A 24,723-nucleotide genomic window follows, 5' to 3' on the forward strand; every position below is an offset into this window, starting at 1 on the left:
TCATGGGGATGTATTTTGTCGGTATCGATGGTGGCGGTACGTCATGTCGAGCCAGGATCAAAGATTCACAAGGTAATTTTCTTGGCGAGGCCAAAAGCGGCAGCGCCAACATCATGCTAGGTGCTGAAGTTGCAATGGCTTCGATTCTTGAATCCATCACTTCGGCTGCCGAGCAAGGTGGCCTGACACAACAAGATTTTACATCGATGCATGTCGGCTTAGCCCTTGCAGGTGCTGAGCACAAAGCATCTTGGCAAGCCTTTATGTCTCTTCCTCATCCGTTTGCCAGTATGACTCTTAATACTGATGCTTACGGCGCGTGCGTTGGTGCACACAATGGCGAAGATGGCGCAATCATGATCGCAGGAACGGGCTCTTGTGGCATCTACCTTAAAGGATTGGAGCAGCACGTTGTCGGTGGTCGTGAATTCCCGATTTCGGATCAAGGTGGCGGCGCAGTGATGGGGCTTCGCCTAGTTCAACAAGTTTTGTTAGCAGAAGATGGCATCAGGGAGAAAACGCCTCTAGCACAACACGTCATGGCGCATTTCGAAAATGACGTTGATAACGTGGTGGCTTGGTCTAAACAAGCGCTTCCTCGTGATTATGGCCAGTTTTCTCCTGCGATTTTCCAACATGCAGAACAAGGTGATGCACTAGCAATTGAGATGCTGAAGCAAACTGCAGCTGATATAGAAATGTTTCTCGTGGCATTAAACAAGCGCGGCGCAACGCGTATTTGTTTAATGGGCAGCATTGCTGAACGTATTTTACGTTGGCTTTCGCCACCAGTTCAGCAATGGGTTGTTGAGCCACAGTTTGACGCGATTGAAGGCGCAATTATGTTTGCAGGTAAACCTGAACATAACCTTTACTCGCTCAGTGCGGCGTAGGAGTAGATATGGAATATCGTGTTGATCTCGTCGTCCTATCAGAACAAAAGCAAAACTGCCGTTTCGGACTGACTTTCCATAACTTGAGCGATCAAGATCTCCACAATTGGAGCCTGATTTTTGCTTTTGATCGCTACATTCTGCCGGATAGTATTTCGAATGGTCAGCTCAAGCAAATTGGCAGCTACTGCACCCTCAAACCAGAAGGGTTGGTGCTGGCAGCTAACCATCATTTTTACTGCGAGTTCAGTATTGGTTCGAATCCATTCCGTTACTATTCTGATGGATTCAATGAAGCCTTGGTCAACTTTGAAGTCAACGGCAACCTTCAGCGAGCTCAAGTCGATGTCACGCCGATCGTATTGGCTTCACCGTACCGTGAACGTAGTGAGATCCCTTCCAGCTTGACGCATGCGCAGCCTTTATTGCCAAAACCAAACCATATAGAAGTCAGCGATCACTGCTTTAGCTTTAATCATCACGCTGGCGTTGCAGTTTATTCAAACCTAGCCAATGCAGCTAAAGAGTGGTTACTTGAAGAGCTTAAGCGCATTCATCAATTTGAGTTCGCATCAGACAATGGCAGTCAGATCATCTTCAAAGGCAACCCAACCTTGGATGAAGGCGCCTACAAGCTGAAGGTAGCAGAAGAGTCGATCAAAATTGAAGCTGGCTCTTCGTCTGGTTTTACCCATGCTTGTGCAACGTTATTGCAACTGATCAAAGTTGGCGATCAACCAGCCTCAATGGAAGTGGTTTGCTGTTCAATCAAAGACCGACCACGTTTTCGTTACCGCGGTATGATGCTAGATTGTGCTCGCCATTTTCACTCCGTTGAGCAAGTCAAACGTTTGATCAACCAGTTGGCTCACTACAAGTTCAATACATTCCATTGGCACCTTACCGATGATGAAGGTTGGCGAATTGAGATCAAATCATTGCCTCAACTAACCGATATTGGCGCATGGCGTGGGTTGGATGAAACCAATGAGCCACAGTACACGCACCTTGCTGAGCGTTACGGCGGTTTTTACACTCAAGAAGACATCAAAGACGTGGTTGCCTTTGCTTCGAAACGAGGCATCACTGTTATCCCTGAAATCGATGTACCAGGCCACTGCCGAGCTGCCATCAAGTCGTTACCACACCTATTGGTAGAAGCAGAAGATACCACCGAATACCGCAGCATTCAGCATTACAACGACAACGTCATTAACCCAGCTCTGCCGGGGAGCTATGAGTTTATCGATAAAGTGTTGGAAGAAGTCTCCGCGTTGTTCCCTGCCCCTTATGTTCATATCGGTGCGGATGAAGTACCTAACGGCGTATGGTCAAAAAGCCCTGCATGCCAAGCACTAATGGAACAACTGGGTTACAGCGACTACAAAGAGTTACAAGGGCACTTCTTGCATCATGCCGAAGACAAACTGCGCAAACTTGGCAAGCGCATGCTGGGTTGGGAAGAAGCACAGCATGGCGACAAAGTCAGCAAAGACACAGTGATCTATTCGTGGTTAAGCGAAGAAGCGGCGTTGAACTGCGCGCGCCAAGGTTTCGATGTGGTGCTACAACCTGCGCAAACCACCTACTTAGATATGACCCAAGATTACGCACCAGAAGAACCGGGCGTGGATTGGGCTAACCCATTGCCGCTAGAAAAAGCTTACAACTATGAACCACTCGCTGAAGTGCCAGCCGACGATCCAATACGTAAACGCATTTGGGGCATTCAAACAGCATTGTGGTGCGAAATCATCAACAACCAGTCTCGTATGGACTACATGGTCTTCCCGCGCTTAACCGCAATGGCAGAAGCATGTTGGACAGACAAGCAACACCGAGACTGGACCGACTATTTATCACGTTTGAAAGGACACCTACCGCTGCTTGATTTGCAGGGAGTGAATTACCGTAAACCGTGGAAGTAATACAGAGCTGATGTAGAAGCATCACGCTTGAAGAGTTTTTAAATTTTGGCTGCAGACGCAGCTTTGTAAAAAGGAAATACACAAATGAAATACGGCTATTTCGATAACGAGAATCGTGAATACGTCATTACTCGCCCTGATGTACCTGCTCCTTGGACCAACTACCTAGGTACAGAAAAATTCTGTACCGTTATCTCGCATAACGCAGGTGGCTATTCGTTCTACAACTCTCCAGAATACAACCGTGTTACTAAGTTCCGTCCAAATGCGACATTCGATCGCCCAGGACACTACGTTTACCTACGTGATGATGAGACGGGAGATTACTGGTCAATCTCTTGGCAACCAGTTGCCAAAAGCCTAGACGAAGCGAACTACGAAGTTCGTCATGGTTTGTCGTACTCTAAATTCAAGTGTGAATACAGCGGCATTAGCGCAACCAAAACGCTCTTTGTACCAAAAGGCGAAGATGCAGAAATTTGGGATGTAGTAATCAAGAACACCTCAGACAAACCGCGTACGATCAGTGCATTCTCATTTGTTGAGTTCTCGTTCAGCCACATTCAATCTGATAACCAAAACCACCAGATGTCTCTCTACTCTGCTGGTACGTCATACAACGAAGGCGTGATTGAATACGACCTGTACTACAACACTAACGATTTCGAAGGCTTCTACTACCTAGCGTCAACGTTTGATCCAGATTCATACGACGGTCAACGTGATAGCTTCCTAGGTCTATACCGCGACGAAGCAAACCCACTAGCAGTAGAACAAGGTAAGTGTTTTAACACCGCACAAACGTGTTACAACCACTGTGGCTCTCTGCACAAGCAATTTACTATCCAACCAGGAGAAGAAGTTCGCTTTGCTTACATTCTAGGTATCGGTAAAGGCAACGGTGAGCGTCTACGTGCTAAGTACCAAGACCTTGCAGAAGTCGACAATGCATTTGCTGGCATCAAAGCACACTGGGATGAGCGTTGTGGCAAGTTCCAAGTGAAATCGCCAAACGAAGGCCTAGACACCATGATCAATGCTTGGACGCTATACCAAGCAGAAACATGTGTGGTTTGGTCTCGCTTTGCTTCGTTCATCGAAGTGGGTGGTCGTACTGGTCTTGGTTACCGCGATACGGCGCAAGACGCAATTTCCGTTCCTCACGCGAACCCGAAAATGACTCGTAAGCGCATCGTTGATCTACTGCGTGGTCAAGTAAAAGCGGGTTACGGCCTACACCTATTCGATCCTGATTGGTTCGATCCTGAAAAAGCAGATGTTAAACCATCTAAGTCTCCAACGGTTGTTCCTACTCCATCCGATGAAGATAAGATCCACGGTATTGAAGACACTTGCTCTGATGATCACCTATGGCTAGTACCAACCATCTGTAAATACGTGATGGAAACCGGTGAGCACAGCTTCTTCGACGAAGTGATTCCTTACGCGGATGGCGGTGATGCAACCGTGTATGACCACATGAAAGCTGCGCTAGACTTCTCAGCTGAATACGTGGGTCAAACGGGCATCTGTAAAGGTCTACGTGCCGACTGGAACGACTGTCTAAACCTAGGTGGCGGCGAGTCTTCAATGGTGTCTTTCCTACACTTCTGGGCGCTACAAGAGTTCATCGACCTTGCAAAATATCTAGGCAAAGAAGCTGACGTTGAGAAATACACCGAGATGGCAGCAAACGTGCGTGAAGCGTGTGAAACACACCTTTGGGACGAAGAAGGCGGCTGGTACATTCGTGGTCTAACGAAAAACGGCGACAAGATTGGCACAGCGCAACAAAAAGAAGGTCGTGTACACCTAGAGTCAAACACTCTTGCGGTGCTGTCTGGTGCGGTATCTCAAGAGCGCGGTGAAAAGGCAATGGACGCAGTCGACGAGAATCTATTCTCTGAATACGGCCTACATCTGAACTCACCATCATTCGCAACACCAAATGATGATATCGGCTTTGTAACACGCGTTTACCAAGGCGTAAAAGAAAACGGTGCGATCTTCTCACATCCAAACCCATGGGCTTGGGTTGCTGAAGCAAAATTGGGGCGCGGTGACCGTGCGATGAAGTTCTACGATGCACTCAACCCATACAACCAAAACGACATCATCGAAAAACGTATCGCAGAACCGTACTCCTACGTGCAGTTCATTATGGGTCGAGACCACCAAGATCACGGTCGTGCAAACCACCCATGGCTAACTGGCACATCTGGTTGGGCTTACTTCGCAGTGACCAACTTTATCCTTGGTGTGCGCACAGGTTTTGATGGTCTCACTATCGATCCATGTATTCCAACTAACTGGCCTGGATTTGAAGTCACTCGTCAGTGGCTAGGCGCGACTTACAACATCAAAGTTGTTAACCCTGATTCAGTCAGCAAAGGCGTGAAATCTATCACTCTGAACGGCGAAGCTATCACTGGCGCATCAGTACCAGTTCAAGCGGAAGGCTCCGTGAACGAAGTGATCGTAACACTAGGTTAATCGCTTAAAAATGCCCCAATGCACTTTTGCTCTTTAGCTTGTGCATTGGGTTCGCTAGCAAAATTTTAAGGCGCGGTGTATTGCCGCCCTTATTGAGGTTCGAATCATGATCAAATTTGGTACAGGCGGTTGGCGCGCATTCATCGGTGAAGAATTCACTAAAGATAATGTTCGTTTGGTTGCTCAGGCAGTAGCAAACATCACTAACAGAGAATCAGTGGCAGATCGTGGCTTTATCATTGGCTATGACCGACGTTTTCTGTCTGATAAAGCGGGCCGTTGGTTTGCCGAAGTTTTAGCGGCAAATGGCATTGTAGTTAGCTTTATCGATAAGTTTGTTCCAACACCAATCGTGATGTTCAAAGCAAAAGAGATGGGCTGTGCTTACTCGGCGTGCATCACCGCATCGCATAACCCTGCAGATTACAATGGCATCAAAGTCTTCATTGAAGGTGGTCGTGATGCAGATGAAATCATTACCGAGAAAATTGAAACTCAAATTTCCACACTTACCGCACAAGATGTGAAAAGTGTCGATTTTGATCAAGCGGTTGAAGACAAGTTGATTGAAATCATCAACCCGATGAACGAGTTTGTTGATTCAATCATCGACTTTATCGACATTGAAGCAATCAAAAAAGCCAACCTTCGTGTGCTGATTGACCCGATGTTTGGTGTCGCGAAAAACGCACTACAAACCGTCCTAATCAACGGCCGCTGTGAAGTAGACGTGATCAACGACGGAAAAAACCCAGACTTCGGCGGTTTAATGCCTTCTCCAAGTGCTGCGACCCTGTACCGCTTGATGCACCTTGTCGAGCAAGAAGGCTACGACATCGGTATTGGGACTGACGGCGATGCAGACCGTCTTGGTATCATCGATGAGAAAGGCAACTTCATTCATCCAAATGAAGTGCTGATTCTTCTGTATTACTACCTATTGAAATACAAAGGTTGGAAAGGCTCAGTCGTACGTAACATCGCGACAACACACCTATTAGACAAAATCGCCGAAGATCACGGTGAGAAATGTTTTGAGGTTCCAGTGGGCTTCAAACACATCAGCTCGCAAATGGAAGCAGATGACTCACTGATTGGTGGAGAAAGCTCTGGTGGTTTAACTATTCGCGGTCATATCAAAGGTAAAGATGGTGTGTTCGCATCAAGCTTACTGGTTGAAATGATCTCGGTAACGGGCAAAAAGCTGTCTGAGCTACTGGATGAAATCTATGGCAAGTACGGCTACGCGTACATGGCAGAAGGTGATTGCAAATTCAAACCAGCGCAAAAAGAAGTCCTATTCAACAAGATATATGTTGAAAAACAACTGCCTGAGTTTGAGTTCGATATTGAAAAAGTCAGCTACGAAGATGGCGCGAAAGTCTACTTCAAGAACGGCGGTTGGATCATCGCGCGCTTCTCTGGTACTGAGCCATTACTACGTATTTTTGCAGAAATGCAAGATAAGGACACTGCGGAACGTGTTCTTCAACAGTTTAAAGACTTCTTGTCTCTATAACTGACCTTGTGCCCGCTTCGAGCACAATGATGAGAGCCGACGCTGTCTGGAAAAGGCGATCATCAACAGGAGAAGAGCACTTGCCCGGCATCACTGCCGGGCTTTTTTGTATCTATAAATCGAGAATGGATTCGCAATCCCGTATGCAGAGACATTAAGCGAACGCTAGCACGCCTTGAGTTTCGATCTTCACAGCAACACGCTCACCGATATGAAGCGGCTGTGATGCGATAGCCAGTAGACGATCACCATTAGCATCAATCACATAACGACAATGATCACCCATGAAGTGCTGCTCAAGCACAGTGACCGCACTGTCTTCATCCGACTGAATTTGGACATGTTGTGGTCGCAGTAGTAATGAACAAGCAGATTGCATTTGAATCTCTTGCTGCGCACTCGCCTCAACTACACCAATATGAGTTTCGTATTCCGTATCTGAAATGCGCGTTGCGGCTAGGTAGCTACCACCACCTAAGAAGTCTGCAACAAACTTGCTCGAAGGTTGGTAGTAGAGTTCTGAAGCCGTGCCGTATTGCTCAATAACACCGTGGTTCATCACCGCCATCTTGTCGGCAAACGCAAATGCTTCTTCACGACTGTGAGTCACGAAAATCGCTGTAACGCCTTGTGCCTTAAAAATCTTACGGATCTCGCTGATTAACTCGTGACGAACCTGAGTATCAATATTGGAAAACGGTTCATCCAAAAGCAGTAAATCAGGGCTGTAAGCCAGAGAACGGGCAATCGCAACGCGCTGTTGTTGTCCACCAGAAAGCTGATGTGGATAACGATCGGCGTAACCTTGAAGGTGCACGAGTTCTAGCATTTCATCAACTTTCGCGCGCTTTTCCTGTGCAGATTGATGCTTCAAGCCAAAGGCTATATTTTGCGCAACTGTCAGATGAGGAAATAGTGCATAATCTTGGAAGATCATTCCGATATTGCGCTCTTCTGGCGGCAACCAATTTTCACCATCATCAATCGTCTGACAATTTAAGCTCATTTGACCAGAAGTAAGAGGCAGCAAACCAGCAATCGCTTTCAACAATGTCGTTTTGCCACAACCACTCGCCCCTAAAAGACAAACGATTTGCCCCTGTTCCACTTCTAGCGACAAAGACTCTAAAACGGTTTGAGCATCGTATTGGCAAGTTAGGTTTTTAATTGATAGTGCGCAGCTCATCAGTGATTTTGCTCCAGTGAACGGTTAACAACAACAAGCGGGATCAACCCAACAAGAACCAACAATACAGCAGGCAGAGCTGCCAATTCTAAATGCTCATCCGAGGCAAAGTTATATACGTATGTTGCCAGTGTTTCAAAATTGAATGGACGCAGAAGCAGAGAGGCATTGAGCTCTTTCATCGACTCAATAAACACCAACAATGCCGCGATCAGTGCACCACGTTTTACCAGTGGAAAGTGCACTCGCCACAGCATCGTATTTGGCGTACATCCCATCGTGCGTGACGCCATATCTAACGATGGGGAAATTTTATTTAGATTACTTTCGATACTACCAATCGCAACAGCTGAGAAACGCACCACCATCGCAAAGATCAACGCAAACATTGAGCCTGAGAAAATCAGCCCCGGTCTACCCCATTCCATCGCCTTCGCAATATCGTTTACGCGATAGTCCATAAACAGCACGGCAACCATCACGCCAATCGCCAATACCGTTCCAGGTACTGCGTAGCCCATTGAGGAAAGACGCATAAAAGCAAGGCTTTCACGTTTGCCATTGACTCGGTGGGTAAAGTTAACAATAAGAGCAACAGCCACGCCGATGATCGCAGCAATGACAGACACAACAAGACTGTTCCACGCGTACTCACGGAATTCTGGTGTCCAGCTTTGCTCAAAGTAAGTAATTGAGTAATCGATCAACTGAAGTAATGGCAAAATGAACGCCACAGCAACCAGTCCCCAACACCACACCAGTGCCGCCCATTTTTTCCAGCCGCTTAACTCGTAACGAAAATCTTCATGGCTGTTGAATTGGCTTTGGAATAATTTCTGCTTTCTGCGGCTATAGCGTTCTGTACTGAGTAGCAGCACAACAATCAACAGCATAATTGCGGAAATTTTAGCGGCCGCGTTAAGGTTAGAATAACCAAGCCACGTATCGTAAACCGCTGTCGTTAATGTGTTAACGGCGAAATAGCTGACGGTGCCGAAGTCCCCGATGGTTTCCATTGCCACCAGCGACAAACCCACGGCAATAGAAGGTCGCACTAAAGGCATCGAAATACGCCAAAAGCTCTCCCAAGGTGAGCATTTCAGCAAACGGGCACTTTGCAGCAGTGAAACATTTTGTTCCATAAACGCCGCGCGACACAGTAGATACACGTATGGGTATAACACCAGAGACAGGACAAAGGTCGCCCCCGGTAAGGTTCGAATATCAGGGAACCAATACTCGCCAGGTCCCCACCCGGTGACATCACGCAGGAATATTTGAATTGGGCCAGCAAAGTCGAACCAATCCGTAAATATGTAGCCAATAATGTAACCCGGCATTGCCAATGGCAATACAAGCGCCCACTGTAACCACTTTTCCGTTGGCAACTTACACATTGCCATTAACCAAGCACTTGGAATACCGAAAATAAGAGACAGGCCCATAACCCCAATCGTTAAGACGACGGTGTTATAGATATAGGTTGGCATCACCGTCGACATCAAATGTGTAAACAGGTTATCCGTTTCACCAATTGCGGTGTAGAAGATCGCTAAGATCGGCAAAACCAGTAACAGAGTTATCGCTCCACTACTGGTTTTCCATAGAGAATGTCTATCTTTCATTGCCTAATTACTGCAAGGCTTTATGAAATACAAATGCTGGTGCAAATACATCTCATATCCTTTAATCAAATGGGGGTATAGTTATACCCCCACAAGGAATTAAAGGTCAAATTTCACTTCATCTAGTAGCTTAATCGCTGCTTCATGGTGAGAAGCGATATCATCTAGAGAAAGCGTGTCTGCTTTAAAGTCGCCCCAAGATTCCACAAGTTCAGAACGCTTAACGCCTTCTTTTACTGGGTACTCGTAGTTCACTTCTGCGTACATCTTCTGAGCGGTTTCGCCAGTCAAGAACTCCATTAGCTTAAGCGCGTTATCTCGGTTTGGAGCGTATTTCGCCATCGCCATACCAGAGATGTTCACGTGCGTGCCTGTTGTTTCTTGATTCGGGAAGTTGATGTAAACCGCATCAGCCCAAGCTTTTTGCTCTTTGTCGTTAACCATTTTGCCTAGGTAGTAGCTGTTACCCAAAGAAACATCACATAGACCTTCTTTGATCGCTTTTACTTGTGCACGGTCGTTACCTTGAGGTTTACGAGCAAGGTTCGCTTTTACGCCTTCCAACCATTCTTTCGTTTCTGCTTCGCCGTAGTGAGCGATCATCGAAGAAACAAGAGATACGTTGTATGGGTGCTTGCCGCTGCGAGTACAAATCTTACCTTTGTATTCTGGTTTGGCTAGATCAGCATAGTTAAAGTCCGCACCTAGTTTGCCAACACGGTCGCGAGAAGAGTAAACACTGCGAGTACGTAGCGTAAGTGCAAACCACTCATTCTCTTTGTCTTGGTACTGAGCTGGTACATTTTCTTCAATGATCTTGCTATCAACTTTCTGAACTAGACCTTTGTTTGTCAGTTCTGCTAGACGGCTGATATCAGTAGTCAGGACAACGTCCGCTGGGCTGTATTCGCCTTCCTGAGCTAGTTTCTCTGCTAGACCTTCCTTCGCAAATTTAACGTTTACTTTGATGCCAGTTTCTTTAGTGAACTCGTTGAACATTGGTTCAACTAGAAAAGGTTGACGGTAAGAGTAGACGTTCACTTCTTCAGCTGCCATTGCTGTTGGAGCTAGAGTTGCGCAAGTCAGTGCTGAAAGAGTTAGCAGTTTTTTCATTGTTTAATCCTTTACCATGCTAATGATAACGTTTATCAGTTGCGTTATTATATGTATGTTCAATAAGAAAACAACGACCAAAATAAAAAAACCTGCTCATCGGAGCAGGTTTTTACATACCGAGAATGTAACTATTTATTACAAGGCATATTTACTTCACAGTTACGAATTCAGGGTAAGCACCAACACCACAATCGTGCATGTCCATACCTTCCATTTCTTCCTCTTCCGTAACTCGAATACCAACCGTAGCTTTAAGAATCGCCCAAACCACTAGGCTTGCACCAAATACCCAAGCAAAGATCACTGCGGCACCAAGAAGCTGCGCACCAAACGTTGCTTCACCGTTGCTTAGAGGAACAACCATTAGACCGAAGAAACCACAAACACCATGAACTGAAATTGCACCTACAGGATCGTCAATCTTCAGTTTATCGAGACCGATGATGCTAAATACCACTAGCGCACCCGATACCGCACCGATTGCTACAGCATACAAAGGTGATGGTGACAGTGGGTCTGCCGTGATAGCGACCAAACCAGCCAGCGCACCGTTAAGGATCATGGTTAAATCTGCTTTACCCCAAGTGGTTTTACACACAAACAATGCAGCAATCGATCCCGCAGCCGCAGCCGCGTTCGTGTTAAGGAAGATTTGACCAACCGCCGTTGCGTTTTCAAAGTCTGAAACCATCAATTGAGAACCGCCATTGAAGCCAAACCAGCCGAACCAAAGAATAAACGTACCCAGTGTTGCTAATGGCATGTTCGAGCCAGGAATTGGGTAGATTTCACCGTTTTTACCGTATTTACCTTTACGAGCACCAAGCAGTAACACACCAGCGAGCGCCGCAGATGCACCTGCCATATGAACAATACCTGAACCCGCGAAGTCGCTAAAGCCAGCTTCAGATAAGAAGCCACCGCCCCATGTCCAGTACCCTTCCATTGGGTAAATGAACGCGGTCAAAACAGCTGAGAACAGCAAGAATGACCAAAGCTTCATGCGCTCTGCAACGGCCCCCGAAACAACAGACATCGCTGTTGCAACAAATACCACTTGGAAGAAAAAGTCGGATTCAAGAGAATGGTCTGCGCCTTCACCCTGGGTACCAATCAACCCACCGAACGATGGTAACCAACCGCCTTCTCCGTTATCGACGTACATAATGTTGTAACCAATAACAAGGTAAGTGGTACACGCTATCGCGTACAAACAAAAGTTTTTGGTTAGAATCTCAGTTGTGTTCTTAGAACGCACTAGACCCGCTTCTAACATGGCAAAACCTGCTGCCATCCACATTACCAACGCACCGGAAATGAGGAAGAAAAAGGTGTCGAGTGCGTAACGTAACTCGGTTACTGTTGTTGCTAATTCCATAATAGTGTCTCCAATCCCTTGAATACTTAAAGTGCTTCTGCGTCCATTTCACCCGTACGGATGCGCACCGCTTGGTTCAGGTCGTACACAAAAATCTTACCGTCGCCAATTTTTCCGGTCTGCGCCGCTTTTGTGATCGCCTCTACGACGCGATCAACATTGTCTGCATGTGTCGCAATTTCTATTTTAACCTTCGGTAGAAAGTCCACTTGGTATTCCGCACCGCGGTACAACTCAGTGTGACCCTTCTGGCGACCAAAGCCTTTCACCTCTGATACTGTCATCCCTTCGATACCGACATCAGCCAATGCTTCGCGAACATCGTCTAACTTAAACGGTTTAATAATGGCGTTGATTATTTTCATGCAATTCTCTCCGAAGCTTTCATCCTGAAACACTTCTAATAATCCAATCTGCGTGCCAAGTTTTTAAGTTATTGAATTAAGTGTATTTATAGTAACTTACAGGTTTATAAACAAAAAAGGCGCACCGATATGGTGCGCCTTTTTCACAAATATAAAGCAATCCCGATGGGATTACCCAAAACTGTGCATTAAATGTTCAAAAAGTCTTTCCATTGCTCAATCAGTGCAACAAAGTCTTCAATGCCGCAGCTTGCTGTACTCTCTGCATCATAGAAATCGAACTCACTTTCCATCTCTACATCGTAATCGTGCGATAGAGCGTTCTCCTGCACCAGAACTTCATCCCCTTGAATCATCAAGCTGATCTCAGTGCCTGTTAAAGTATGCTCTTGAGAAGGAAGAGAAAACGCCTTATCAATTAAGGCTTCTACTTGAGCAATCTTCGTTGGATCTTTCCCGATTTCTTCTTGTAACCAGCGCCCTACGATCTCATGCCCCATGCTGCATTTTACGTAGTACTCGCCCATCAACGTATTACGGATGAATTCAAATTCCATCGAGGTTGCCTTTTCGTATCAATTTGGTGCGGAGTATAACGAATTACGTCCATAAAAAAAGCACCTCAAGTGAGGTGCTTTTCGTCGTTTAGCTTTACTTATGCTGGCTCTTGGAAGATAACTTCATCAGCTTTCTTGGTGTACTGTTCCATTTTATGGAAGTTCAAGTAGCGGTAAGTATCTGTTGCCGTTGCGTCGATTTGCTTCGCGTATTCTAGGTATTCTTCTTTGGTTGGAATCTTACCTAGGATTGCACCTACTGCTGCTAACTCCGCAGAAGATAGGTAGACATTCGCGCCAGTACCTAGACGGTTCGGGAAGTTACGCGTAGACGTAGACATGACTGTCGATTTGTCAGCAACGCGTGCTTGGTTGCCCATACATAGTGAACATCCTGGAGTTTCAATACGAACCCCTGCACGTCCGAAGATGCCGTAGTAGCCTTCTTCTGTCAGTTGGTCTTTATCCATCTTCGTTGGTGGCGCTACCCAAAGGCGCGTCGCTAACTGACCATTGAACTTATCAAGCAATTTACCTGCAGCACGGAAGTGACCAATGTTCGTCATACAAGAACCGATGAACACTTCATCAATCGCAGTGCCTTGTACTTCAGATAGCAAACGAGCATCATCTGGATCGTTTGGTGCACACAGTACTGGCTCATGGATTTCGGCCATGTCGATTTCAATCACATGCGCGTATTCCGCATCTGAATCCGCTGACATCAATTCAGGTTTCGCCAACCACTCTTCCATCGCAGTGATACGACGCTCGATTGTACGGCGGTCACCGTAGCCTTCCGAGATCATCCACTTAAGCATCACGATGTTCGAGTTTAGGTACTCTTCGATTGATTCTTGAGATAGCTTAACGGTACAACCCGCAGCAGAACGCTCAGCTGACGCATCAGACAGTTCGAATGCTTGCTCAACCGTTAGTGTTTCTAGACCTTCAATCTCAAGGATACGGCCAGAGAATTCATTCACTTTACCGGCTTTTTCAACAGTCAGTAGACCTTGTTGAATCGCGTAGTAAGGGATGGCATGAACTAGGTCACGAAGTGTGATACCCGGTTGCATCTTGCCTTTAAAGCGAACCAAAATTGATTCAGGCATATCCAATGGCATAACGCCTGTTGCCGCTGCGAATGCAACCAGACCAGAACCAGCTGGGAATGAAATACCTAGCGGGAAACGAGTATGCGAGTCGCCACCAGTACCGACAGTATCTGGCAGTAGCATACGGTTTAGCCACGAGTGGATAATGCCATCGCCTGGACGTAGAGAAACACCGCCACGGTTCATGATGAAATCAGGAAGTGTATGGTGAGTATTCACGTCAACTGGTTTAGGGTACGCAGATGTGTGACAGAACGACTGCATAACTAGGTCTGCTGAGAAGCCAAGACACGCAAGGTCTTTAAGCTCATCACGCGTCATAGGACCCGTTGTATCTTGAGAACCTACGGTTGTCATCTTAGGCTCACAGTAAGTGCCCGGACGAACACCTGCTACACCACATGCTTTACCAACCATTTTCTGTGCAAGCGTGTAACCCTTGCCAGAATCAGCGACTTCACCAGGTTTACGGAATACATCAGAAGACTCAAGACCTAGAGCTTGGCGCGCTTTATCTGTTAAACCACGACCGATGATCAATGGGATACGACCGCCAGCACGTACTTCATCAATCAGCACGTCTGTTTTTAGAGAAAACTCAGCAAGTACTTCACCTGTTTCGTGGTTACATACTTTGCCTTCGTATGGGTAAACGTCGATAACGTCGCCCATATTCAACTTCGTTACATCAACTTCGATAGGCAGCGCGCCCGCATCTTCCATTGTGTTGAAGAAGATAGGTGCAATTTTACCGCCAAGCACGTAACCACCAGCGCGTTTGTTAGGTACGTAAGGGATATCATCGCCCATGAACCATAGCACTGAGTTAGTTGCAGATTTACGAGAAGAACCAGTACCAACAACATCACCAACGTACACTAGCTGGTGACCTTTTGATTTTAGCTCTTCGATTTGTTTGATTGGACCGATGGTGCCTGGCTGGTCAGGGTTAATACCCTCACGTTCGTTTTTCAGCATCGCAAGTGCGTGTACTGGAATATCAGGGCGAGACCATGCATCAGGAGCTGGAGAAAGATCGTCCGTGTTCGTTTCACCTGTCACTTTAAAGACAGTCAGCGTGATTTTTTCTTCAAGCTTAGGCTTAGATAGGAACCATTCAGCATCCGCCCAAGATTGAAGCACTTTTTGTGCATGAGCATTGCCTGCTTTCGCTTTCTCTTCTACATCATAGAAAGCATCAAACATCAGTAGCGTATGAGACAGAGCTTTCACAGCGATTTCAGCCAAAGCTTCATCGTCTAGTAGCTCAACTAACGGTGCAATGTTGTAACCGCCTTGCATTGTACCCAGTAGCTCAGCCGCTTTTTCTCGGCTTACAAGCGGTGAAGACACTTCACCTTTTGCTACTGCAGTCAGGAAACCAGCTTTAACATAAGCAGCTTCATCTACACCTGGTGGAATACGGTTTTCTAGTAGGTCAAGAATGAACTCTTCTTCACCTTGCGGGGGATTTTTCAGAAGTTCTACAAGTCCAGCAACTTGCTCTGCGTCTAGCGGTTTAGGAACAACTCCTTCGGCAGCACGCTCTTCGACGTGTTTACGGTAGGCTTCAAGCACGACTTTTTCCTCTCATTGCGGTTCCTCCTCTATTATTACTATTGTTAAAGTAAAGGAGTGAACATCCTTGGAAACTTGGCTCTCCATTGCCCTTGTTTTCATTCAATTCTGATTGAGAAACAGCGCCGTAGAGGCCAAACTGTGGGCAAAAGAATAGCAAATTTAACCTTAAATTAAAATCTTATCATTTTGACCAACATAGCAACTTACGACTAAAGTCCTGCTAATTTTGACCAAATATGCCAAGGTTTTGCTTTCTACAACCCGATTATTTAAACGACGTTCCTACGATCAAATACACAGCTTCCATATCCTGTTCCGTACGACCGTATGCCAACATAATAGGTCCAATTGGCGAGTCCACACCAAAGAAAATTGATGCGGCGTTATACAATGGTGCTTCATTCAATTTCAGATCGTTGTCTGACCATGTACCGCCATGTTCTAGCGACGCGCCTACATAAACTGGCGCTTCAAACAATCCAAAATCATTGTCGAACCATTTGTAGCGATATACCAAACTGCTGAAGAATAAGTTTTGCCCAATCAAGCTGTTTCTCGGTATGCCTGACAAATGCAAAAAGCCCCCTAACTCACGAGGGTCCAGCGTTATCGACGAGTTTTTACTTTGCACAAAGCTATATTCTGCTTGTCCGACTAAAGTATGACGCTGATAGCTCATTGCCCCCTTAAATCGAGCGTCAATTTCATACACTGTATCTTCCACAATATCTTTAGGCTTGGACTGACCTATCTCTTCAGGGCTGGTATCGTGAGAAACCAAATATTCTAGGTCGACCAACAAACCTCGCGTAGGAAAAGCAAAATCATCGAGGGTGTCTAAGCGGTAATTGGCAAACAAGCCTCTTCGCTCAAAATCTAAATTGCCTACAGACGCCAATGTCGATAACTCAATGCTACCCGAAGAGTATCGACCGCCCAATCTCAACTCTTGCCACAACGTAGGCTGAATGCCAATCGCTATCTCGGAAACAAACTCGGTATAAGACACTGGCAAAAAATCGTTCACCGAACTTAAACTCGAGTCATCATCACTGACCGGCAAGTTTCGCCCTTCACTGCTGTACGCCAACTTACCAGCAACAAAAAACTCTTGGCTAGACAGAACCGGAGAATACAGCTCCGCCTCAATGAGCTTATCTGTGCCCATCTCAACGTTGAGTGCCATTTCAGCACCGTGCGAGTTTAAGTTGGTAAAGTTAGTCGACATCCCTATGCCGTATTGGCTGTCGGTATCAAAGTCATCTTCAAGGAAGAAACGGAAGTTGAGGTAGTTTGGGCCCCAAGATTTTTCGTTAACGTCAAACACCAATAAATTCGAACCATCGACTTCTTCAAAGTGATAAGTAATTAACTCAAATCGGTCCAATGCATAGAGGTTTTCTACCGCTTTTTCGATTTCAGCCGTTTCGATTTTACGGCCAGTTTCCAGTTCCAAACGGTTGGTCAACAAAACATCGCTATAGTGGGTATTGTTTACAATCACAATCTCATCCACTACGCGATCGTCACCATAAACAAGCTTTTTGCGAACTTCCTGCTTATGGTCGATGTACTTTTGATACTCCGCGTTTGATAAACGCAGTCCCGCTAGCTTCGACTCCATTTCTTTGGTGATGTCATAACCAGATTGAAAAGCCCAAGGCATTTTGTCGAACTCGACGGTTTCCATTTGGCCGACATTGGGACGAATGTAAACATCGTGTTCTTGCAGGGTTTCGACTTGCTGCTGGGTACTGCGACGCACCAGATAGTTGGAGAGTTGGTCTGCAACGGTAAACAGCCCAGTAAAATCATCTTCGGTTTTGTAGTCGGTACTGATGTCTACCGCGATAACCACATCCGCGCCCATCGCACGCGCAACATCCACTGGCATGTTGTTGACCACGCCACCGTCAACAAGCATGTGGCCATTTAACTTATACGGAGGGAGTGCGCCGGGTACAGACATACTGGCCATCATGGCATCAACTAAATAACCGTTGCCGATCACCACTTCGTCCAGTTCTAAAATATCTGTCGCAACGGAACGGTAAGGAATGGCAAGCTCATCAAAGGAGTCAAAACGTCCGAGGTTGCCTGTAGTCTCGCGCAAGACACGCAACATGTTTTGCCCTTGAACCACACCAGTTGGAGCACGAACCTCGCCGAACCGCAAACCAAGATCGGTCGTGATTTGATAGCGGTCTTCATATTCTTTGTCACGAACGCGACGCTGACTGCGATCGACGCGATCACGATAACCACTGTTCCAATCAACAGAATAGATAAAACTTTCGATTTCATCGGCGCTCATGCCTGTCGCGTACAAGCCGCCAACATAAGCTCCCATGCTTGTCCCTGTGATGATATCGACAGGAATGTGCATTTCTTCTAGAGCCTTGAGGACACCAATGTGGGCAGCACCTTTTGCGCCGCCACCAGCGAGAACAACCGCGACTTTAGGACGAGTCGGAGTATCCTCATTTTTGACTTGAGCAACAGAAGGAGTGGCTATCAAAAACAAACTTACCCACAACGCGAAATAGCGCGACATCGGGCTTGATGACAGCGTTTTGAACATCCACTTCTTCCTTTACTGAATACTTGATCACTAATATGTACTAAGAATTGACCAGTGAAACAAGTCCATGTTGTTGATTTGGAGATCCTACCAATCAAACAAACTATTCAACCAGTTAGATTTTTTCTCACACTGTTGTTTGATTTGACCCGTTTTATCCCATACTGGAAGTTTGTAATCGCTGCGGCAATTCATCTCTAAACCACCGTTGGAGGTCGGTTTAAAGCCAAGCGTCGTCACTTCTTTAGGCCAAGGCAGATCCAAACGCTCAGGAATTCGCTGCGCCAAGTATTCCGCGTAAACACGCAATGCACCGCTTGAGCCCGTAAGGTTGATTGGCTTGTTATCATCACGGCCTAGCCAAATGGTCGTCACTTCACGACCATCAATCCCGACAAACCAGCTATCACGAGTATCGTTACTGGTGCCCGTTTTACCCGCCAACGCAGCCCAAGCGAATTGGCTTTGAAGGTAGCGGCCCGTACCTTGTGCGACACCTTGTTTCATCGCGTAAGTCGTTAGCCAAGCCGCTTGCTCATCAACCGCGCGAGAGGAACGAGGCAACGATTGATAAAGCACGTTACCGTCCATATCGATGACAGAACGGAGCGCGGTCAGCTTAGCGCGTTTACCCGAGTTAGTCAGTGTTTGGTACATTTGCGCCACTTCAAATGGCGTCAATGAAAACGAGCCCAAGAACATAGAAGGCACAGGACGAATCTCATCTTTGTTGACGCCTAAGCGCTCAAGTGTGCCAGATACTTCAGGAATACCAAGCTCCATCCCCAACCTTACCGTTGGTACATTCAATGACTTCGCAAGCGCAAGGTAAAGTGGCACATCACCACGATATTTACGGTCGTAGTTACGCGGAGTCCATACCGAGCCTTTGCTACCTTTCAAACTTAGAGGGGTGTCGTGCAGCGTCGTCCCCAAATTGTATTTGTCTGGCTGTTCAAGCGCGGTCAGGTAAATTGCCGGCTTGACCAACGAACCAATTGGACGACTAGCATTAAGCGCACGGTTAAAGCCTTCATAACCCACGCGTTTACCACCAACCATGGCACGAATTTCACCACTGTGGCGATCAACAGCCACGGCAGCAGCTTCGAGTTCTTTACCGCCTCGCTTCGCTAAATCCGGTATTTTCTTCGCGATCGCCTGCTCCATTTTACTTTGAGAGACAGGATCAAGAGACGTAAACACGCGCAGACCAGTTTCAGCCTTGAAGCGATCACCGACCTTCTCTTTCAGCTCGATATTCAATTGCTGGAAGTATGCAGGCTGACGGCTCGCAATACGTGGTTTGCTTTGTGTATCAAGAGGTCGACTCACAGCTTGTTCATATTGCTGCGATGTGAGCATGTTTTGTTGCATCAGCAATCGAAGCACCAAGTCTCGACGCTCTTTAGTGCGCTCAGGATAGCGAACAGGATTGTAATACGACGGTCCTTTCACCATGCCCACCAGCATCGCAAGTTGATCAATTCGCAACTCTTGGATTGGCTGCCCAAAGTAGTAGCGTGATGCTAAGCCAAAACCGTGGATCGCTTCGCCGCCGCTTTGGCCCAAATACACTTCATTGAGGTAGGCTTCTAAAATGCGGTCTTTGCTGTAACGGTAGTCAAGAATAAGCGCAATATAAGCTTCGCGCACCTTACGCCACAGCGTTTTATCACGGGTTAGAAATAAGTTTTTCGCTAGCTGCTGCGTTAAGGTACTGCCACCTTGAACGGTGCGACCCGCTTTAATGTTCGCCACTAAAGCACGGGCAATAGCCAATGGTGAAACACCATCATGCTGATAGAAGTCTCTGTCTTCTGTCGCCAACAAGGCATCAACTAAAATTTCAGGGAACTGGTCACGACGTAAGAACAGACGTTGCTCATCACGATCTTTTTCAAGCATCCCCAGCATCTTTGGCTCAAGGCGCAAGTAGCCTAGATCGCCTTTTGATTCTAAAGATTGAATACGCTGCAAACCGCTGTCTGAGAAATGCAGCATGACGTGGCGATCCGGTTCTGGGCCATCAGCAAATTCAAAAGGACGGCGGATCAGTTCAACACGAGTCGAAGAAGAAGAATACTCACCAGGGTAACGAGGCTGACTTACCTTGCGGTAGTTCAGTACATCTAATTCGTTGCGAAGCTCTTGAATGGTAATATTTTCACCTGGATTGAGGTTCAAAATGCGCGCGTACACAACGGTAGGCAATTCGAATAGCTGCCCATCAAAGCGTTCTTTAACCACACTATCTAGGTAAATACCAACAAACAGCAACACCGCGGCAAGAGCAACGCCGGCTTTCCAGCTGAAAGACCACAACACTTTGAGCCAAGAACGTTTCTCGTTGGTTGGCTTTTTACTCGGCGTGCGACGAGGGCGTTTTGTGGTGCCTTTGCTGGCTGTACTTTTCTTCGCAGGCGCTTTCTTAGCGCTTGGCTTCTTACTGTCAGTCATTATTCAATTGTCTTTTCGTTTTCGTTGTCGCTACGTGGTTTGCCGGGTCATCTGGCCAAACGTGTTTTGGGTAGCGCCCTTTCATCTCTTTTTGAACGTCTTTGTAGCTTCCATTCCAGAAAGCCGCCAAGTCTGACGTCACTTGCAGTGGACGTTGTGCGGGAGAAAGTAGTTCAAGCACCAAACGCTTGCGGCCAAGGGCCACCGTTGGCGACGTACTTTCCCCAAACACTTCTTGCATTCGCACTGACAATACGGGCTCATGCCCATGTTGATAGCGAATGCGCTTTTTAGTCCCAGTCGGTAACTGATAATGTTCTGGCAACCATTCATCCAAGTGTTGATTGAGTGGCCAGCCTAATCGAGCATTAAGCGCTTCGACCAAGTTTATCTTGCTCAGATCTTTCACCGAAGCGACCGACGTCATGTACGGTTCTAACCATTCGTCTAATGAATCCAACAAACTGGCTTCATCAAACATTGGCCATGCTTGCTCAGGTAACCAATCCACCGCACAGCGAATACGTTCAAGCAGGCTTTCCGCTGCCGGCGTCCAGTTTAGATTGCTTAAGCCCTGACGGCGGACATAAGTGAGTAAAGCTTGTGTCATTTTTTCTTTACCCGGATTAGGTAATGACACCCTTTCAATCACCAATTGACCGAGTTTTCGTTGTTTCTCGGCCACTAAACGCCCTTTCTTTTCATCCCAATCCACTACTTCTTCAGTAGAAAATAGCGAATCAAAAGTCGTTTGCAATATATTGACGTCCAATTCACACGCTAAATGTATTTGGCTCGAATTGGAATGAGACCGCATCAGATCAATCGCGACCAAGTACTCACAGCCGCCTAACATATCGTCAGGACGACATTCTGCACCATGACCATTCGCTAGTGCAAAGCGACCAAATTGATTGGTGCGTTGCTGAGCGATCCTATCGGGAAACGCCAAGCTCAACACCAACGGCAATACATCTTCATCCACTTCTCGAAGGCTAAACATGGTATCGAGTTTATGCGCAAGAGATTGTGCGCGCTTCAATAACAACGATTTTTTCGGATGAGAACCGGACAACCAACGATGCAAGCTATGTGCGATATTCGTTACATTACGCTCTGGCTCTTCAATTAGGGCGACCGCCGCCAAAGCGACATTTACCATCTTATCGCTGTGGGATTGCGATTTAATTAACATCGCTGCCGCGCGAGGTTCTACGCCCAAGTCATGAGCCTGCTTTCCTTCCGCAGTCAGTTGTCCTTGCTCGGTAATAAGCCCTAATGAAAACAACAACTGCTTAGCTTGTTGCAGCGCGGCAGCAGAAGGAATATCGAGCCATTTTAGCTCATGAATATCGGTCGTCCCCCAAAACGCCAGCTCCATTACCAAGCTCGCAAGATCGGAATGCAAAATCTCAGGTTGTGGCACTTGTGGCTGTTGCTTGAGTTGGCTTTCTGAATAGAGGCGAACGCAAATCCCCTCTTCAATTCGCCCAGCACGACCAGCTCGCTGGATGGCTGACGATTGAGCAATACGCGTTTGCTCCAATCGTGTAAGGCCATTTTTCAAGTCAAAACGCGCAACGCGCTCCAAACCAGAATCCACCACAAGGCGAATGCCTTCAATTGTCAGAGAGGTTTCCGCAATGTTGGTTGCCAATACGACTTTGCGCTTACCTTTTTCTGCAGGAGAGATGGCTTTCTGTTGCTCAGTAAAGCTCAACTGACCATACAACGGGCATACTTCAACATCGTCCGGTAAGTGCGATAAACGCTCTTGCACTTGCTTAATGGCCGCCACACCGGGAAGAAACGCAAGCAGAGAGCCTGACTCTTTATTCATCAAACTCTCTATATTTTTTGCCATTACCGTTGAAAGATGATCGTTGGCAGTAAGCGGAACATAGCGAGTTTCCACGGCAAAGCTGCGCCCTTCAGATTCAATATAACAAGCTTCCGGCAGTAAGGATTGCAACGCTTCTTGATCCAACGTTGCCGACATCACCACCAGCTTAAGATCGTCTCGCAATGCTTCTTGAACTTCCAAGCTAAGCGCCAAAGCCGTATCGGCATGAATACTGCGCTCATGGAACTCATCAAAAATCAGCAAATCGACGCCATCTAGCTCAGGGTCATTTTGGATCATGCGAGTCATGACCCCTTCAGTCACAATTTCTAACTGAGTAGAAGCACTTACCTTTGTCTCGCCACGAACGCGATACCCCACTCGCTGTCCAACTTGCTCGCCCAGTTGCTCGGCCAAATATCTCGCGATATTGCGCGCGGCTAATCGTCTTGGTTCAAGCATGATGACTTTCCCAGTCACCACTTGGTTCTGGATAAGTTGTAAAGGGAAGTACGTCGATTTACCCGCACCAGGCGCGGCTTTTAAAATAACCTGATGTTGATGTTTGACCGCCGTAAGTAGCTGGGGCATCACGGCTTCAATCGGCAATTGTGACAAAGGAAATACCTTGTGGTGTAATGGTGGCAACATTGTACATAAAAACATTCCCGTCTAAATAAGCAAATGCAATTCAAACCCGCTTTAGAGTCAGCCACTCTACTTAAACGCTACAAACGCTTCCTTGCTGATATCGAATTTGATAATGGTGAGCTGCGCACCATCCACTGTGCGAACACCGGTGCGATGACAGGTTGCGCGACACCCGGTAATAAAGTTTGGTTTTCAACGTCCGACAACCCAAAACGCAAATACCCCAACAGCTGGGAGCTAAGTGAAACCGCGCAAGGGCATCGTATTTGTATCAATACTGCCCGCGCCAACCAATTAGCCGTTGAGGCTATTGAAAATAATGTCATTTCAGAGCTTTGCGGATATGACACACTTCAAACTGAAGTGAAATATGGCAATGAAAATAGTCGAATTGATATCTTGCTCAGCGCAAGCGACAAGCCAAAATGCTATATAGAAGTGAAAAGCGTCACTCTTCTTGATGAGACAGGCTCAGCTGGACAAGGATACTTCCCAGATGCCGTCACGACTCGTGGTCAAAAGCACCTGAGAGAGCTCACAGAAATGGCACAAAATGGAAGTAGAGCCATACTTTTATTCACTGTTTTACATTCAGGTATTGAAAAAGTATCCGCGGCACACCATATAGACGCGAAATATTCACTATTACTCAAACAAGCACAAGACGCCGGAGTAGAAGTTCTCTGCTATAAAGCCGAACTGAGCAATACTGAAATGAAGCTAATTTCCGCTATTGATTTTATCAATTAAGAGAAAAAATGATGTCGTCTTCACATTGACGACAACTTTGCGATTCAGTGTTTGCTTGCACCGCCTCTTTTTGCTATAGATACCCGCCTTAAATTGACTGCGTAGCAGTTGACTAGGTGTAAGTAGGAGATGCTGTATGCCAGAAGCAAAGAAGAAAACGATCGGCATCCTAGCCATTGCCGGCGTGGAGCCATATCAGGAGAAGCCTGGTGAAGAATACATGTCACCAGCGCAGGTTGAACACTTTACGAAAATCTTAACAGCTTGGCGTGACCAACTACGAGCTGAAGTAGATCGTACCGTTCACCACATGCAGGACGAAGCAGCAAACTTCCCAGATCCAGTTGACCGCGCCTCTCAAGAGGAAGAGTTCAGCCTAGAACTGCGTAATCGTGACCGTGAGCGCCGTTTGATCAAGAAGATTGAAAAAACATTAGACAAAATCAAAGAAGATGATTTTGGTTTCTGTGAGTCTTGTGGCGTTGAGATTGGCGTTCGTCGCCTTGAAGCACGTCCAACTGCAGACCTTTGTATTGACTGTAAAACACTTGCAGAAATCAAAGAGAAGCAGATGCAAGGTTAATCACCACGCATTTGATTACTGAAGGGAGCTAAGGCTCCCTTTTTGTTTTGGCTAATATCAGTCCCGTAAGCGCTCAGAACCACAAACACTCACCAC

The 24,723-nt window shown here is 46.7% G+C and carries 16 protein-coding genes; 6 read left to right on the plus strand and 10 right to left on the minus strand.

The features are described 5' to 3' along the window. Positions 1 to 2: 2 nt before the first annotated feature. From ACF8OV_RS01965 to ACF8OV_RS01980, 4 genes are all read left to right on the plus strand, one after another. Positions 3 to 893, plus strand: coding sequence for an N-acetylglucosamine kinase (locus tag ACF8OV_RS01965; RefSeq protein WP_015297234.1), 891 nt, complete (start codon positions 3 to 5; stop codon positions 891 to 893). Positions 894 to 901: 8 nt separating this feature from the next. After that, positions 902 to 2,821 (plus strand): beta-N-acetylhexosaminidase, encoded by a 1,920-nt coding sequence (locus ACF8OV_RS01970; protein ID WP_317676125.1) that lies wholly within the window; start codon positions 902 to 904, stop codon positions 2,819 to 2,821. A gap of 84 nt (positions 2,822 to 2,905) precedes the next feature. Further along, on the plus strand, positions 2,906 to 5,314 hold the full coding sequence (locus tag ACF8OV_RS01975) for a GH36-type glycosyl hydrolase domain-containing protein (RefSeq protein WP_005494031.1): 2,409 nt from the start codon (positions 2,906 to 2,908) through the stop codon (positions 5,312 to 5,314). 106 nt (positions 5,315 to 5,420) lie between these two features. Next, positions 5,421 to 6,833: a phosphoglucomutase/phosphomannomutase family protein gene (locus ACF8OV_RS01980; protein WP_005494030.1), complete on the plus strand. Its 1,413-nt coding sequence runs from the start codon at positions 5,421 to 5,423 to the stop codon at positions 6,831 to 6,833. Between the two features lie 154 nt (positions 6,834 to 6,987). On the opposite strand, the gene ACF8OV_RS01985 is transcribed toward ACF8OV_RS01980, so the two are convergent. The 10 genes from ACF8OV_RS01985 to hrpB form a co-directional block, all read right to left on the minus strand. Further along, a complete protein-coding gene (locus tag ACF8OV_RS01985; protein WP_005461276.1) occupies positions 6,988 to 8,019 on the minus strand; it encodes an ABC transporter ATP-binding protein in 1,032 nt (343 codons plus the stop codon). Continuing rightward, entirely contained in the window at positions 8,019 to 9,644 is a 1,626-nt protein-coding gene (locus ACF8OV_RS01990; protein WP_005461269.1) for an iron ABC transporter permease, read from the minus strand. Before ACF8OV_RS01990 ends, ACF8OV_RS01985 begins: the two co-directional genes overlap by 1 nt. Positions 9,645 to 9,743: 99 nt before the next feature. After that, a complete protein-coding gene (locus ACF8OV_RS01995; RefSeq protein WP_005479089.1) occupies positions 9,744 to 10,757 on the minus strand; it encodes a Fe(3+) ABC transporter substrate-binding protein in 1,014 nt (337 codons plus the stop codon). A 151-nt stretch (positions 10,758 to 10,908) separates the two neighbouring features. After that, a complete protein-coding gene (locus tag ACF8OV_RS02000; RefSeq protein ID WP_005490371.1) occupies positions 10,909 to 12,138 on the minus strand; it encodes an ammonium transporter in 1,230 nt (409 codons plus the stop codon). A 26-nt stretch (positions 12,139 to 12,164) separates the two neighbouring features. After that, complete coding sequence (locus tag ACF8OV_RS02005; protein ID WP_005386570.1) at positions 12,165 to 12,503, minus strand: P-II family nitrogen regulator; 339 nt, start codon at positions 12,501 to 12,503, stop codon at positions 12,165 to 12,167. 188 nt (positions 12,504 to 12,691) lie between these two features. Next, on the minus strand, positions 12,692 to 13,060 hold the full coding sequence (locus ACF8OV_RS02010; RefSeq protein ID WP_025535449.1) for a YacL family protein: 369 nt from the start codon (positions 13,058 to 13,060) through the stop codon (positions 12,692 to 12,694). Between the two features lie 98 nt (positions 13,061 to 13,158). Next, positions 13,159 to 15,756: a bifunctional aconitate hydratase 2/2-methylisocitrate dehydratase gene (gene acnB / locus ACF8OV_RS02015; protein WP_005480203.1), complete on the minus strand. Its 2,598-nt coding sequence runs from the start codon at positions 15,754 to 15,756 to the stop codon at positions 13,159 to 13,161. 268 nt (positions 15,757 to 16,024) lie between these two features. After that, a complete protein-coding gene (locus ACF8OV_RS02020; protein ID WP_021822120.1) occupies positions 16,025 to 18,340 on the minus strand; it encodes a patatin-like phospholipase family protein in 2,316 nt (771 codons plus the stop codon). Between the two features lie 87 nt (positions 18,341 to 18,427). Then, a complete protein-coding gene (mrcB, locus tag ACF8OV_RS02025) occupies positions 18,428 to 20,800 on the minus strand; it encodes a penicillin-binding protein 1B (protein ID WP_021450007.1) in 2,373 nt (790 codons plus the stop codon). Further along, the gene (hrpB, locus tag ACF8OV_RS02030; RefSeq protein WP_203503832.1) at positions 20,793 to 23,261 is read right to left on the minus strand and encodes an ATP-dependent helicase HrpB; all 2,469 of its coding nucleotides are present in this window, start codon (positions 23,259 to 23,261) and stop codon (positions 20,793 to 20,795) included. Before hrpB ends, mrcB begins: the two co-directional genes overlap by 8 nt. A gap of 66 nt (positions 23,262 to 23,327) precedes the next feature. Between hrpB and sfsA the strand changes: the two genes are divergently transcribed. Then, on the plus strand, positions 23,328 to 24,044 hold the full coding sequence (sfsA, locus tag ACF8OV_RS02035) for a DNA/RNA nuclease SfsA (RefSeq protein WP_017447689.1): 717 nt from the start codon (positions 23,328 to 23,330) through the stop codon (positions 24,042 to 24,044). A 136-nt stretch (positions 24,045 to 24,180) separates the two neighbouring features. After that, on the plus strand, positions 24,181 to 24,627 hold the full coding sequence (dksA, locus tag ACF8OV_RS02040) for an RNA polymerase-binding protein DksA (protein ID WP_005490361.1): 447 nt from the start codon (positions 24,181 to 24,183) through the stop codon (positions 24,625 to 24,627). Positions 24,628 to 24,723: the final 96 nt, after the last annotated feature.

This window comes from Vibrio sp. GLN_1 (assembly GCF_043106015.1).
Lineage (GTDB): Bacteria > Pseudomonadota > Gammaproteobacteria > Enterobacterales > Vibrionaceae > Vibrio > Vibrio parahaemolyticus.

Excerpts from the sequence above, each read along its gene's own strand:
- ACF8OV_RS01995 (WP_005479089.1), bottom strand. The coding sequence starts at position 10,757 with ATGAAAAAACTGCTAACTCTTTCAGCACTGACTTGCGCAACTCTAGCT.
- ACF8OV_RS02000 (WP_005490371.1), bottom strand. The coding sequence starts at position 12,138 with ATGGAATTAGCAACAACAGTAACCGAGTTACGTTACGCACTCGACACC.
- dksA (WP_005490361.1), top strand. The coding sequence starts at position 24,181 with ATGCCAGAAGCAAAGAAGAAAACGATCGGCATCCTAGCCATTGCCGGC.
- ACF8OV_RS01970 (WP_317676125.1), top strand. The coding sequence starts at position 902 with ATGGAATATCGTGTTGATCTCGTCGTCCTATCAGAACAAAAGCAAAAC.
- ACF8OV_RS02010 (WP_025535449.1), bottom strand. The coding sequence starts at position 13,060 with ATGGAATTTGAATTCATCCGTAATACGTTGATGGGCGAGTACTACGTA.
- ACF8OV_RS01980 (WP_005494030.1), top strand. The coding sequence starts at position 5,421 with ATGATCAAATTTGGTACAGGCGGTTGGCGCGCATTCATCGGTGAAGAA.
- ACF8OV_RS02005 (WP_005386570.1), bottom strand. The coding sequence starts at position 12,503 with ATGAAAATAATCAACGCCATTATTAAACCGTTTAAGTTAGACGATGTT.
- mrcB (WP_021450007.1), bottom strand. The coding sequence starts at position 20,800 with ATGACTGACAGTAAGAAGCCAAGCGCTAAGAAAGCGCCTGCGAAGAAA.
- ACF8OV_RS01985 (WP_005461276.1), bottom strand. The coding sequence starts at position 8,019 with ATGAGCTGCGCACTATCAATTAAAAACCTAACTTGCCAATACGATGCT.
- ACF8OV_RS01965 (WP_015297234.1), top strand. The coding sequence starts at position 3 with ATGGGGATGTATTTTGTCGGTATCGATGGTGGCGGTACGTCATGTCGA.
- ACF8OV_RS01975 (WP_005494031.1), top strand. The coding sequence starts at position 2,906 with ATGAAATACGGCTATTTCGATAACGAGAATCGTGAATACGTCATTACT.
- ACF8OV_RS01990 (WP_005461269.1), bottom strand. The coding sequence starts at position 9,644 with ATGAAAGATAGACATTCTCTATGGAAAACCAGTAGTGGAGCGATAACT.
- sfsA (WP_017447689.1), top strand. The coding sequence starts at position 23,328 with ATGCAATTCAAACCCGCTTTAGAGTCAGCCACTCTACTTAAACGCTAC.
- ACF8OV_RS02020 (WP_021822120.1), bottom strand. The coding sequence starts at position 18,340 with ATGTTCAAAACGCTGTCATCAAGCCCGATGTCGCGCTATTTCGCGTTG.